Annotated in this window: 10 protein-coding genes; 5 read left to right on the forward strand and 5 right to left on the reverse strand. The window is 70.0% G+C overall.

Going from position 1 to position 12826, the window contains the following annotated elements; all coding sequences use genetic code 11:
• Positions 1-27: 27 nt before the first annotated feature.
• Together ACFYL6_RS19270 and ACFYL6_RS19275 are read right to left on the reverse strand one after the other, a co-directional pair.
• The gene (locus ACFYL6_RS19270; RefSeq protein WP_387172803.1) at positions 28-3156 is read right to left on the reverse strand and encodes a hypothetical protein; all 3129 of its coding nucleotides are present in this window, start codon (positions 3154-3156) and stop codon (positions 28-30) included.
• Positions 3153-3872 (reverse strand): VOC family protein, encoded by a 720-nt coding sequence (locus ACFYL6_RS19275; RefSeq protein ID WP_387172804.1) that lies wholly within the window; start codon positions 3870-3872, stop codon positions 3153-3155. Before ACFYL6_RS19275 ends, ACFYL6_RS19270 begins: the two co-directional genes overlap by 4 nt.
• A 285-nt stretch (positions 3873-4157) precedes the next feature.
• Here ACFYL6_RS19275 and ACFYL6_RS19280 point away from each other — a divergent pair, with 285 nt between their 5' ends.
• Both ACFYL6_RS19280 and ACFYL6_RS19285 read left to right on the forward strand, forming a co-directional pair.
• Entirely contained in the window at positions 4158-5387 is a 1230-nt protein-coding gene (locus tag ACFYL6_RS19280) for a trypsin-like serine peptidase (protein ID WP_387172806.1), read from the forward strand.
• Between the two features lie 15 nt (positions 5388-5402).
• Positions 5403-5525 carry a hypothetical protein gene (locus ACFYL6_RS19285; protein WP_387172808.1) on the forward strand — a complete coding sequence of 41 codons (123 nt, stop codon included), beginning with the start codon at positions 5403-5405 and terminating at the stop codon, positions 5523-5525.
• Here the strand turns inward: ACFYL6_RS19285 and ACFYL6_RS19290 are convergent.
• On the reverse strand, positions 5522-6091 hold the full coding sequence (locus ACFYL6_RS19290; protein ID WP_387172810.1) for a helix-turn-helix domain-containing protein: 570 nt from the start codon (positions 6089-6091) through the stop codon (positions 5522-5524). The two genes, ACFYL6_RS19285 and ACFYL6_RS19290, sit on opposite strands and share 4 nt — an antisense overlap.
• Positions 6092-6166: 75 nt before the next feature.
• Here ACFYL6_RS19290 and ACFYL6_RS19295 point away from each other — a divergent pair, with 75 nt between their 5' ends.
• Positions 6167-7081 carry an alpha/beta hydrolase gene (locus tag ACFYL6_RS19295; protein ID WP_387172811.1) on the forward strand — a complete coding sequence of 305 codons (915 nt, stop codon included), beginning with the start codon at positions 6167-6169 and terminating at the stop codon, positions 7079-7081.
• 183 nt (positions 7082-7264) lie between these two features.
• Positions 7265-8002, forward strand: a complete 738-nt coding sequence (locus ACFYL6_RS19300; RefSeq protein WP_387172813.1) for a CPBP family intramembrane glutamic endopeptidase — start codon at positions 7265-7267, stop codon at positions 8000-8002.
• A 35-nt stretch (positions 8003-8037) separates the two neighbouring features.
• Here the strand turns inward: ACFYL6_RS19300 and ACFYL6_RS19305 are convergent, their stop codons facing one another.
• Positions 8038-9882 carry a hypothetical protein gene (locus ACFYL6_RS19305; protein ID WP_387172814.1) on the reverse strand — a complete coding sequence of 615 codons (1845 nt, stop codon included), beginning with the start codon at positions 9880-9882 and terminating at the stop codon, positions 8038-8040.
• A gap of 734 nt (positions 9883-10616) precedes the next feature.
• A complete protein-coding gene (locus ACFYL6_RS19310; protein ID WP_387172815.1) occupies positions 10617-11105 on the reverse strand; it encodes a hypothetical protein in 489 nt (162 codons plus the stop codon).
• Between the two features lie 792 nt (positions 11106-11897).
• On the opposite strand from ACFYL6_RS19310, the gene ACFYL6_RS19315 reads away from it, so the two are divergent.
• On the forward strand, positions 11898-12821 hold the full coding sequence (locus tag ACFYL6_RS19315) for a trypsin-like serine peptidase (RefSeq protein ID WP_387172816.1): 924 nt from the start codon (positions 11898-11900) through the stop codon (positions 12819-12821).
• The last annotated feature ends 5 nt before the right edge of the window (positions 12822-12826 follow it).

The raw sequence follows: 12826 nt of genomic DNA on the forward strand, positions 1-12826 counted from the left end.
CTGGTACGTCCGGACGCAGCCCCGCGGTCAGGCGGATTGCCGGTGGCGGCCGAGTGACAGGAGCAGGCCGGCGGCGGCCAGGGCGATTCCGGCGGCGGCGGTGTATGCAGGGAGTTGGGCGGGAACGCCGAGGTGGACGGTGATGCCGAGGATGCGGGACAGGCCCCAGGGCAGTAGGGCGAGCTGGTCGTTCCACACCGTCAGCGCGCGTTCCAGGCCCACTACCGAGACCAGGGCGGACAACACGCCGAGGGGCACACCCGCGGCGGTGAGGGTCAACCCGACGGCGCTTCGGCGGCGCAGGCCGTACCGGTCCCGCAGGACAACGGCGACGACCACGAACAGCCAGCCGAACGCCGCGAACGCGACGATGACGTACGCCGCGCGCAGACTCGGCGCGGTCCAGAAGGCGAACCAGTAACCGCCCGGTCCGCGCCCGGCGAGCGCCGCCAGCAGCAGCACGCTGCGCAGCAGCGCGACGCCGCCGACCACGGCCCACAGGTGGAACGGATCCCGGCGACCAACGACGAGGCGTACGACGAGTGTGAACAGCGCCCACCCACCGAGGGTGACCAGCAGGTGCGCCGGCGCGGCGAACCAGGTCAACACGAGCCGGCTCGCCACCAGCACCACGGCCGGGACCAGCCACACCAACACCCGGTCCGCCCGCGTCCTGGGCGTCGGCAGCGCGGCGACCCGCCACGGCCGGAGCGCGCCGAGCAGCAACCCGCGCGCGGCGCCCGCGCCGAACCCGCGCCCGTACAGGCCGAGCAGCACCACCAGCAGGATCGACCCGAGCATCACCCGGGCCGCCCAGGCCATCGCCGGGTCCCGGTCGGCGCGCCGCGCCCCGAGGTCGGCGGCGGTGAAGTTGTACGCCGGCAGGTCCAGGTCGGCGCCGTAGCGCTGCCGGTGCGCGTCACGCGCGTCCTGGTATGCCGCCGAGGCCAGCCGCCAGTCGTGGCGGGCGGCCGAGGCGCCCGTGTCCAGCCACTGCGCGTGCCGCAGCACCATGGCCCGGTACGCGCTCAGCGTCTCGAACAGGTCGACCTGGTAGTCGAGAGTCGCGGTGAAGTGTTCGCGCAGTTCGGCGTCGCGCCAGGTCGCCGGTTCGGTCGCGGCGACCAGGTCGCGCATGCGCCGGGCCAGCACGACGGCCTGTGTGCCCTCCTCGATCGCCTCGTCGACTCGGCCGCCGGTCACCGCGTAGATGCTGTCCAGCGCCGCGGAGTCGCCGGTCGGGATGTCCCACTCGAAGATCCACATCATGGGCGGCGGCTCCAGCCCGAGCGCCCGCACCGACCGGTCGGCGTACGGACCGATGTAGAGACCCTTGGTGACCGCCTGCCGGGACAGCGCCATGGCCTGCCCGATCGCGGCGACGGTGGCCGGATCGCCGGAGAACGTGCGGTACGCCCAGTCCGCCGTGACCTGCGCCGGGTCGACGTGCGGGTCCCAGGCCAGGCGGCCGACGGCGTACGTGTTGAGGTCGTAGAGCTGCCAGAACCCTGCGCGCAGGTACAGCGACATGGGCCCGGCGCGCAGCGGACCGCCGTCCTGGGTCCAGTTCCAGACACCCTCGACGTTCGGGTTGGCGGCAAGGAATGCGCGCAGCGCCTGGCGGTGCAGCGGGCCGAGGTCGTTGGGCAGTGAGCCGAACGCCTCGAATTCGCGCCGGGCCTGGAACTCCACGATGCGGCGGTGCCCGCCGCCCAGCAGGGTGGTGTTCAGCGGTAGGTGGCTGTAGAAATCGCCCAGGGTGTACTTGGTGGACACGATCAGGTGTGGGTCGTCGAGCTCGCCGAGGACCTGCGCGTACGACACCGGGTTGGTGTGCAGGTCGCCGACGGCACCGACGCCCACCGTCCACGTGCGGAAGATGATCTCCTTCCCGGCAGGGCTCGCGGTGTCCAGCAGCGCCCGCAGCATCGCGCGCACGGACGTTTCCGTGGTGACCGCGAGCCGTGACGAGTAGTCCCAGCCGGTCCCGGCGTACACCTCGCCGCCCTCGCCGACGCGGACCATCAGACCGTCGACGAACGGCATGCTCTCGAACAGCTCCGCCAGACCGGCCTGGTAGACCGCCCACAGCCGAGGGTCGGCCGCGTCGAGGCCGCCGACGGTCCGCGTCAGGTATGCCTCCAGCGGGGGCGAGACCGCGAGCATGTCGGTCAGCAGGAAGACCCGCACGCCCATGTCCTCGGCGTACCGGAATACCGGGCCGAACGCCGCGACCATCGCCCGTGCCCGGTCGACGTGCGGGTCGCCGGACGGATAGACCGCGCGCCCGTCGCCGACCTTCACGAACGTGACGTACTCCAGGAAGCCGGGCACGACGATCGCGTTGAATCCCTGCGCCACCGAGTGGTCGACGAACTGCCGAAACTGCGCGTCGATGCGGGCCACCGCGCCAGCGTCCACCCAGGGTGCGCGAGGCAGCACCGCCGACCCGACCACGTCGGTGTTCAGGCCGTAGTCGTCGCCGGCGGCGAAGACGGCCGGGTCGGGCTCGCGCCCCACCGAACCCGCGTCGGTCAGCCGCAGGCCGAGTCGGGGGACGACCACCCGCCCCGCGTCCGCCGCGGGGAGCACCTCGGCACCGGAACGGATCCGGTCGGCCAGCCGGTACATCCCGGCTGCCACACCCGCGACGTCGCCGCCCTGGACGGCCAGTTCGGCGCCGCGCACGTCGAGCCGGTACGACTCGGGCGTCCCGCTGAGGGTGGCCAGCACGTCCGCCCGCAGCGTGCTCACCGCCGACAGGTCCGGGGCCGCGACGCGCGCCGTGCCGGTGCCCGGGGCGGCCGTCGCGGACCTGGCCGGGCTCGACGCGGCCGGGACGAGCACCGGCCGGGGTAGGCCGCGGAAGACGACCGCGTCGGCGACGGCGGCTGCGGCCTTCCTGACGCGCGGCTCGTCGGGCACGACGAGGGACGTCAACGGCGGGACCGGTGCGGGCGTCCGCGCCGGCGCGGCGACAGCGTCCTCGCGCGGCACGGCAGCGGGGGCGTGGCTCAACCCCAGCGTGTCGCCGACCCCCCAGGCGGCGGCTGCGCCGAGCGCCAACAGGACCGCCGCGGCGACGAGCAGCGGGTACGGCCTGCGGAACTCCTCCGCGGCCCGGCGGCTGCCGGCACTGGCGGAATTGTGAGTCACCGCAGTGCTGCTGCGAGTTCGGCGGCGTTGTCGAACGCGGACGCCGCCCTTTCGGGTTCGTCTTCCGTGAGCGTGACGGAATGGGCGCGGGCCAGCATCTCGGCCGCAGTCGTCGGGTCGTGCAGCACCAGCGCGAGTTCGGCGCGGTAGACCAGAACCTCTACCAGTTCGACCGGGTCGTCGTCGGCCTGCGGCCGGGCCAACGCGCTGTCGAGGATCCGCACGGCCTGTCCGACGCTTCCCCTGGAGTCGGCCTGCACGACAGCATTCGCCAGGGCCTTGGCCAGCCGTCCGGCAGGCGTGGCGGCTGGCATGGGCGCGGTGGTGGCGTCCCGAAAGACGCGGATCCAGTTGCCGCCCGGGTCGATGACGCTGAATCCGCCCAACCCGTCGGCGTTCTTCCGCGCCCTGGGCCGGGTCATCCGCGGCGTTCCGGACACCAGTACCTTGCCGTACGCGGCGCGCATGCCGGCTGCGAATGCCCGGTGTAGGCCCTCGATGTCCGCGGTGAGTACGAGACAGGAGCCGTAGGACTGCTCCGGGTCGAATCCGGGGATCTCGAAGAACTGCAGATGCAGGTCTTCCCGCTGCACCCCCACGCACGCGTTGGGCTTGCGTTGCTTGTACGTGGTGCGGAAACCGAGAACTTCGTAGAAGGTTTCGATGTCGTCAATGGATGCGCACGGCAGCAGGGGAACGGTCCGCTCGTTGGTCATGCGTCCTTCCTAGGGGGCGCAGAGTGTCCGTCGCACATGGAAATAGCCGATCATCGCCTTCGGTCACCCGATCGGCTGATGACCCAGAATGGACGACGGCCGACGTGGCTCGGGCGGCGGGTAGGCAGGCCATGTGTCACACGTCGGGGGCGCACCCCACGGAAATGAGTGGATGAAGCGGTGCAGGAGGCAGCTATGACATAGATGGGATTACATGTCTTGCGTGATCTCAGGTATGAAGGCCGAAGGCACGTCTCGGTGCTGATTCCTGAGAAGGAGCGACAGATGAAACATGCCCTGCGCCGCCTACGAACCGGGGCGGTCGCGCTCGCTGCCTGCACACTTGGGCTGAGCCTACTGTCGGCACCCGCCGCCGAGGCGTACTCGGTTGCCCCTCTCGCGCCGCAATCCGAGCGGGCACCGGAATCGAACCAGTTCTCGGCAGAGGGTGTGACCACGATCGGTGAACTCCGCACCGTCGACAGTTCCCTGTCCTACGCCCCCAACGGCGGGACGCAGATCATTCAGCACCCCGGTGCCACCTACGTCAAGGTGCACTTCAGCTCGCTGCGACTGGCCCCAGGCGAGTACGTCACCGTGTCGAGCCGCGACGGCAAGGAGAGCTACCGGTACGACCGCCACCTGAACCGGGCGACCGGTTCGGACTACACCACCGACGGGCAGCCGGGTTTCTGGGCGATGTCGGTGGAGGGCGACACCGCCGTGGTGACACTGCACAGCAGCCGCCCCTCACGTGGCAGCGCCGCCACCATCGACCGGTTCTGGCGCGGATACGACCGCACGGAAATCGCCGCGCACAATTTCTCCACCCAGTCCGTGTGCAGCACCGACGCCCGCCGGGACGTGGTCTGCTACCAGAACAGCCACCCGACCGAGTACGCCCGCGGCAGGGCGGTGGCGCGGCTGCTGATCAGCGGCGGTGGACTGTGCACCACCTGGCGGGTCGGCAACACCAACCGGATGCTGACGAACAAGCACTGCTTCTCGACGCAGTCCGCCGTGAGCGGCAGCGAGATGCAGTTCAACTACCAGTGCGCCACCTGCGGTGGCGCCAATCCCGGCGCCGGCACCAAGGTCAGCGGTGCCACCCTCTATCGGGTGAGCAGCGGCGGCTCCAGCCAGCTGGATTACACCCTGTTCTCGGTCAACAACTTCGCCGCCATCCAGGGATTCGGCACGCTGTACCTGGCAACGACCGCCACCAGCAACGGCACCCGGATCTATGTCCCCGGGCACGGCGACGGCAGCGCGAAGCGGCTGTCGATCTACGAGGACACCCAGAACGGTGCGACCTGCGCCGTCCGGAACGCGAACTACAACACCTGGAACATCAGTTACAGCTGTGACACCTCCGGCGGCAACTCGGGTTCGCCCGTGCTGGACGCCGACCACCGTGTGATCGCCCTGCACCACCTCGGCGGTTGTCCGTCGAACCAGGGCGCGAAGGCGCACCTGATCTACAACGAGATCGCCAGCCTGATCGACAACGGCTGAGACTGGGGGCCGCCGATGCGCGCTCCGCGCCTCGGCGGCCCGTCGGCCTCCTCGCCGCTCGCTGCCCAGGGCATCACCACGCACGCCGCCGCCCTACCTGCCATCTCGACCGTGCTCGCCCTCGACCCGCTCGCCTAGGCGGGTGGCCGTTCAGGTGGCGTCGATGGCGTGTCCGGTACGACCACGAGGCTGACGACGCGGCGGGTCCGGCCGTCGCGGGTGTTGCCGGTCCGACTGACCACGGCCTGCTCGATCTCGGCGACCATCGTGCTGAACTCTTCGTCGGTGAGCCAGACGGCGGCCTGCCGGTAGACCACGCCGTCGCGGTGGGGGTCGGCGTGTTCGTGGGCGAGGTAGCGGTCGAAGTCGCCAAGCAGTGACGCCGCGAACGTGGTGTAGGCGCGTCGGTGATCGTCGCGGGTCATCGCGGCCCGGGCGGCGGGGCTGACTGTGCCTTGGTCTTGCCGTACCCGGTAGCTGCGCTCCACCGTGCCGCGTACTCGCCGCTCGTCGACCACCTCCAGCACGCCCGCCTCGGCCAACACGGCGATGTGCCGATACATCGTCGCTGGGGGGATGTCGGGTAGGCGGTCGCGGAGCTGTGTGGTGGTCAGCGGGTCGGTGTCGAACAGCGTTTGCAGGATGCGCATCCGGACGGGGTGTAGGAGAAGGTCTGCGGTTGCCATGAGCCCATCTTCCCACATACGATAATGTTCCCAGGCCTGATAATGTTCGCGGCCACTGAGAACAATCGGAGGTGGCGCATGCGGGATGTCGACATGACGGCTATCGCAGACGACGGACTTCCCCTGGTCGGCACGCTGACCCTGCCCGTCGGCCCCGGGCCGTACCCGGCCGTCCTGCTACTGCACGGCTCCGGGCGACTGGATCGCGATTCCAACACCGCGCGCCTCCGGATGAACCTCGGACCATCACTGGCCGAAAGGCTGGCGAACGCCGGGATCGCCACGTTGCGTTACGACCGGCGCGGTGTCGGCGCCACGGGCGGCGATTGGCGCGCGACCGGATTCGCCGCCGGTCGGCACGACGCGGCCGCCGCGCTACGCGCCCTCGCTGTGCGACCCGAAATCCGGGCGGACGCCGTTGGCGTGCTCGGGCACAGTGAGGGTGCCGTTCACGCCATGTCCCTTGGGGCACGCCCGGAGGTGGCGGCGGTGGTGCTGCTGGCCGGGTTCGCCCGCCCAGGGGAGGACGCCCTGCGCTGGCAGGCCGCAATGATCGCCCGCGACCTCCCCGCTCCCGTACGACCGCTGCTACCGATCCTGCGATCCCTGGCCAACCGGCAACTGGCCCGAATCAAGACGACCAGCACCGACGTGGTGCGCATCCTCGGAAGGCCAACCAACGCCCGGTGGCTGCGGGAGCTGCTCGACCACGACCCGCGCTCCGACCTGGCGAACATCAAGGCTCCCGTCCTGGCCATCACCGGCGACAAGGACATCCAGGTCGACCCGGCGGACCTGGACGAGATCCGCCGGCTGGTGCCCGGCGACATCACGGTCCACCGGATTCCCGACCTCACGCACGTGCTGCGTCGCGACTTCGGCCGTCCGTCGGTGCGCTCCTACCGGCGGCTGCTCCGGCAGCCGGTCGACCCCGACCTGCTCACGCAGGTGGCCGGCTGGCTCGCCCACCGACTACACGAGACGCCCGACACGGTTCGTGCCGAGTGACCGATGGCTCACCCCCACACAGAGCCACCCCCGACAACCCCTGTTTCGAACCCCGTGAAGGGAAATGGCGTGACCACCGCAACCTCTGCTCGCCCACATGACGGCCTCGCAACCTTCTGGATCGTCACGTTTGCGTGGACCTTCGCCTTCTGGCTTTTCGCGATCACACTCGATGGTCCGGCGATGACGTCCCCCACCCTCGTTCCGTACCTTCTCGGTGGATTCGGCCCGGCGATCGGCGCGATCGCTGTCCGGATACGTCGCCGTCGCCGTCGCCAACCGGTCCCCGCCCATACGGTGCGACTTCGGCTGCGTCCACGGCTGTTCTGGGCGCTGCCCATGCTGGCCCTGGCATCGGGGACCGTGCTGGCAGCCGTACTGCTCGCGGAGTTCCTGGGCGGCCCCGCAATGAGCCTGACCGAAGGGCAGGAGCTGATCGCGACGGCGGGCGGAACCGTACCCTTCCTGATCAGCATGCTGGTCGGCGGTCCGTTGGCCGAGGAGCCCGGTTGGCGTGGCACGGCCTACCCACGCCTGCGCGCGTCGATGAGCCGCCTGCGCGCCGGTCTGCTGCTGGGCGCCGCCTGGGCGGTGTGGCACCTGCCGCTGTTCTTCATCAACGGGACACTTCAGTCCGAGTTCGGCCTGGTCAGCTGGAGTGGCCTGTTGTTCACGCTCAGCGTCTTCCCGATGGCACTGCTCACCGGCTACGCCTACGAACTCGCCGGGGTCGCGGCATCGGTCGCGGTCCACTTCGGCGTGAACACCACCATCGCGCTGCTCACCGTCAAGGCACCCGCCGCCCAGGCGCTCGTCCTGGCGGTACAGATCATCGTGGCGGCCGCGCTGCTCGCCTCACACCGCAACCGTCGGCAGGACCGACCGGCGCTGGACCACCGCGAAATGGCTGATCTGCGGTAAACGGGTGGCCGGGTCGCAGGAACCCGCTGGAGCTCCTAACGGTCGCTGTGGTGGCTGCCGGTGAAGCGGAGCGACCGGCGACCGCCTTCCTGATCCGGCTCGTTGTCCGCCACCGGATTGCCCAGCCGGGTCACCCAGTCAACGAACTCCGCGTCCTGTCTCGGCAGCGGCTCGCCGTCCGCCGGGGTGCCCGCGGCGTCCCCGCCGGCCCGGGACTTGTTGCGCCGGAACAGGCCCATCCGCCCGCTGGCCCGTCCCGCCTCGACGACGGATGCCGGGTCGGCCGGCGCGGGGACCGGGTCGGTCCTTGTCGGGCGGGCCGGCGCGGCACCGGTCGAGGGCTGGGGCCCGGCGCGCCGGGCGGTCGCGAGGGCGTCCCAGTCCGCGGCCCGGCCCAGGTTGGGCAGGGGCGGCCGGTGCCGAGGGGGGAGCGCCGGTTCGGGGCCGGCTGACTGGGTCGCCTCGGCGCCCGGAGCGGGCTCGGCCGGGGGCGGCACCCGCCGCGCCGGAACGACCGGCCAGGTCGCCTGAACCCGCGTCCGGTCGGTCTTCGGCGGCTGGTACATCCGGAGGGTCCCCGGGGCGACGAGGGCCCCGTCGGGCGGCATCCCTTCGGGACTGGTGTTGTCGGCCTTGTCCGTCCCGGAGCCGCCCTCGCCAGGTCCCACGGGAAGGTAGGCCGCCGTCGCGGGGGCCGGTTCCGATGTCTCCGGGGTGTCGTCGAGGTCGGCCGGTGTGGTGAGGTCGGCGGGTGCGGCGAGGTCGGCCGGTGTGGCCGATGCCGCGGTAACAGCCGGTGCGGCGCTGGCGTCCCGATCCCCAGCCGGTGCACCGAAGCCCAGCGGTTCGGCTGCGGTCGGGAGCTTCGCTGTGGTCGCGCCGGCGACAGGCCCCGTGCCGGCCAGGTCGGGCGCCGGCTCGTCGGTCGTACCACCAACGGCCGGCCTCGTGGCCTGCCGCACGGCTGGGCCGGCGGACAGCGGACGGAGGGTGTCGGTTGGCTCGGCGACCCGCGCTTCGGCGGTGCGCGGCAGGAGCGGCCAGCGGAACAACGCGGCGGCGGCCGAACCGAGCACACCGGCGGCGACGGCGAGCAGCGCCCCGTAGTACGGCGTGATCTGGTACCGGTCGACGGCGTCGCCGGTACCGGCGGTCAGATAGGTGAACGCGACCAGCACCGTGCCGGCCGCGCCGGTCAGGCCGTTGACCAGCGGCGGATGCCCGCGCCAGCGGGCCAGCCCGCCGGTCGCCGCGCCGATGAGCAGGGCCACCGCCGGCAGAATCAGGATGGCCAGCCGGTGTGCCGCGTCGGCGTCGAGCCCGGCCGGCTCCAGCACACCGAGCCGTACGGCGGGCAACGGCCCGGCGGTTGCGAGCGACGGGACGACCGAGACGAGCGCCAGCAGCCAAACCACGCCGCCCACCGCCGCCATGTTCCAACCCAGCGGCGGCTTCACCAGTACGGCGATCGCGGCACCCGCGCCAACCAGCGCGCCGAGGGTCGCGCAGATGCCGACGGCCCAGATCGGGTCCACTGAGAAGCGCTCGGCGGCCTGGGCCGGCCGGACGAAGAGCGGCGCCACGACGGTGGCGCCCAGCGCGGCGGCGGCGGCGACGGCCACCAACCTGCCCGTGCTCCCCAGCACCTCGTACCGGCGGGCCAGGCGTGCAGCGACGACGGTGCCGGCTACGGCGGCGTGTGCCGCGAACCAGCCCACCCAGACGAGCTGGGCGGGCCACTGGTTGACGGCGGCGCCGGTGGAGGCGCCGGTGAGCTGGACGATGCCGAAGCTGAACGCGATGCCGAGTTGACCGGCGCCAGCGAGCATGCCTATCCCGAGCGCCGTGAGCAGCAGGTTACGCCATGTGCGAGAGACCATGTCCGGCACGTTACGCACCTAATGCGGTGGTTTTTTTGGAAATGCCGGTTTTCGCGTCGGACCGCCGTGCCAGCGGCTACTTCGGTTCGACCAGGCGCGCGATGTGCCTGGTGCCGCCCACATTGCTGAGCATGTGGACCGTGTTGGGGCGTGACCCACGAGCACGGAAGGTTTCACGACCCTCCGCCGGCCCGGCCGGTCGATGTGCGGACGGCCCTCGATCGCGAGGACGTCACGGGTTCTTCGGATGCCACGGTGGGTGCGCGTTGTCGTCGCATTGGGCAAGGCGCGTCTGGGGCCTCCCGCCAGGGGCACCGCGACTCACGCGCTGGATGACATCGAGGAGTTCTTGCACCCGCGGCGTGCGCGCTGGCGTGGGCACCTTTGGCGACTCTTCCGTCCGTGGGCCTGGTTCTGACGCCACTGACGCAAAAGCGCTCGATCGGCGAGAGCATCGACGAGCCGGCTTGTGCCTCTCCTACTGTCGTTGGTGGACTGTGTGCGCATCGCCGTCGTGCCCGGCGCAGCGTCCTCGCGGCGCTCCCTCCACCGCCAACCACCACCGTGCCTCGGCGGCACCAAGCGCATCTCTTCGCGGTAGCTCGCTGGGCGTCGCGCAGGCTGACCGTGGGTTGCTCAGAGGCCGCTGACCCAGGTGCCGCAGGCCGTACGTACACGTGAATCGGCGGTGACCGTCCCAGTGACGGTCACCGCCGATTGTGTGGTCGAACCGGTCAGGCGGCCGAGCAGACGGTGTCCAGCTCCTTGATGGCGGCTTCCAGGGCCTTCTTGCTGGGCTTGGCGTCGGCGGACTTGTTGTACGCGTCGCTCAGGCCCATCATCTCGTTCTGGATCTTTTCGGAGGCGGCGGTGACTGCCTCGTTGGCGCCTATCGAGTGCGCCAGGATCGCGACCGAGCCGGCGGCCCACTGGGCACTGACCGCGAAGTGCCCGGCTGGCGGGCCGATCTTCTCGGCCTTGGTGACCTTAGCCGCGTTGTCCTTGATGTCCTTCTTGATGTCGGCGCAGGCCTTCACTGTGGCCGCGTCGTTGGCCGCGGTGCTGGTCGCGGCGGTGGCCGCACCACCGGTCGAGGCGGCGCTCGCGGCCGCCGGGGACGGCGAGGTTGCGGTGCCCTCAGATTCGGGCTGCGGATCGCAGCCGGACACCGCGATCGCCGCCGCGACGGCCAAGCCAGTCAGGACGAGCCGAGTTCGGTTCATCGATGTTTCCCCCATGATCTTCATGATCGGCGCACGCTACCAGCCCCGGTCGAACGGGTGGGACCAATTAGTGGGCCGACGAGCACCGAGCCCTAGGTCTGGAGCTGGTCACGAGGCGCGTCGTGACTGGCAGTCAGACGCCGGTGCAGCATCAACGTGCCGTTGGCGGACCGCGATCACGGGGTCGGTGACGCTCGCGGTGGTCATCACCACCACCGCGATGATTATCCCGAGCGCGTTGACGGCCCTGCCGGTTCAGAGCATCGATTGATGCGAATATAGGAGAATCCGCTAAATTCCGAAGATCCCTTTCCCATGCCGGCTCACCGGCCCGGCTGCCGGTGCGGGTCGTCGAGCACATCAGCCGCCGGTGGCGTGAATGACGGACAGCATGAAGCTGTGTCCAAAAACACACTGTCGTCTGTGTACGCAGGTCGCACTGATTCGATCTCTCTCGGTAGCTCCCCGCACACTTGCGGTCCATGGAGCGACATAGATGACAGACGATTCTTTCGGTAGCTTCACCTTTCCATGGCAGCCGTCGCCGAGCGGCATGAAGACGGCTTCGAGAGCACCGGAAACGGTTGCTGAACAGGGGGAGTCAGCCGGATGGATTCGTCAAGCAAAATCCGTTGTCCGAGAAGCCTGAGACGCCTGGGTGCCGCCGCACTGGCTGCGACAGTCGCGACAGTCGCCTTACTCACCGCTCCCGCGGGCGCTTCCGCCGGGGCGAACCACTCGCCGGCTCGGATCAGCGGTTCCGATCTGAGCACCAGCAGTGCGCCTGCCCCGGTGCGGCTGCCGGGCGACAAAGCGGTGCGCAACTACACGCCCACACAGTTGAAGTCGTTCGAGCGCACCGGCGGAGACCCCGAGGTGCTGGCGTACTGGACGCCGGAACGGATGAAGGCAGCCAAGCCGCTGGATGCCCCTGGAGATGCCGAATGGGTCGAGAGCACGGCCCGCGCTGTGGCCAGCAAGACGGCTGCCGTCGCGGCGAAGCCGGTGGCCGCCCAGATTTCGCAGAGCGTGACCAACGCCCCTCCACCGGTGACGAACTTCTCGATCACCAATGGCAAGTTGTTCATCGGTGGCTACGAAAGTGGCTCATGGTGCTCGGCGTCGGCGATCAACACCTCGTCCAAGCGGGTGCTGATCACCGCCGGTCACTGTGTCCATGACGGACAGGGCGGCACCTGGCTGCAGAACCTCGTCTTCGTGCCGGGATACAACGCCTTCAACGCCGACCACGACCCGGTCGGCCGCTTCCAGGCGTACTGGCTGCGGACCTTCAACGAATGGATCAACAACAGCAACCTCAACCGGGACGTTGGCTTCGTGACCACCTACTCCGGCGGCGACTGGAACACGACAGTTGTCAACACCATCGGCGGGCACGGCCTGGTCTACAACGGTGGCACCGAGTTCGACACGTCGATCTTCGGATATCCGAGCAACCGTGACGGCGGCAACGTCATGTGGGCTTGCTGGGGCACTGCCACCGACAACAGCATCTTGGACGACAAATCCAAAATCACCTGCAACTTCGGAGGCGGCTCCTCGGGCGGACCGTGGACCTGGAACTACGACAACGCCAGCGGGCTCGGTTCGGTCCGCTCGGTCATGTCCACGGTGAACAGCGAAGGCGTCAACAAGGGGCCATACTTCGACCAGGCTGTCGTCGATGCGATGAACGCCGCCAACGCTGATTGGTAAGTTGA

The organism is Micromonospora sp. NPDC007208, from assembly GCF_042869175.1.
GTDB lineage: Bacteria > Actinomycetota > Actinomycetes > Mycobacteriales > Micromonosporaceae > Micromonospora > Micromonospora foliorum.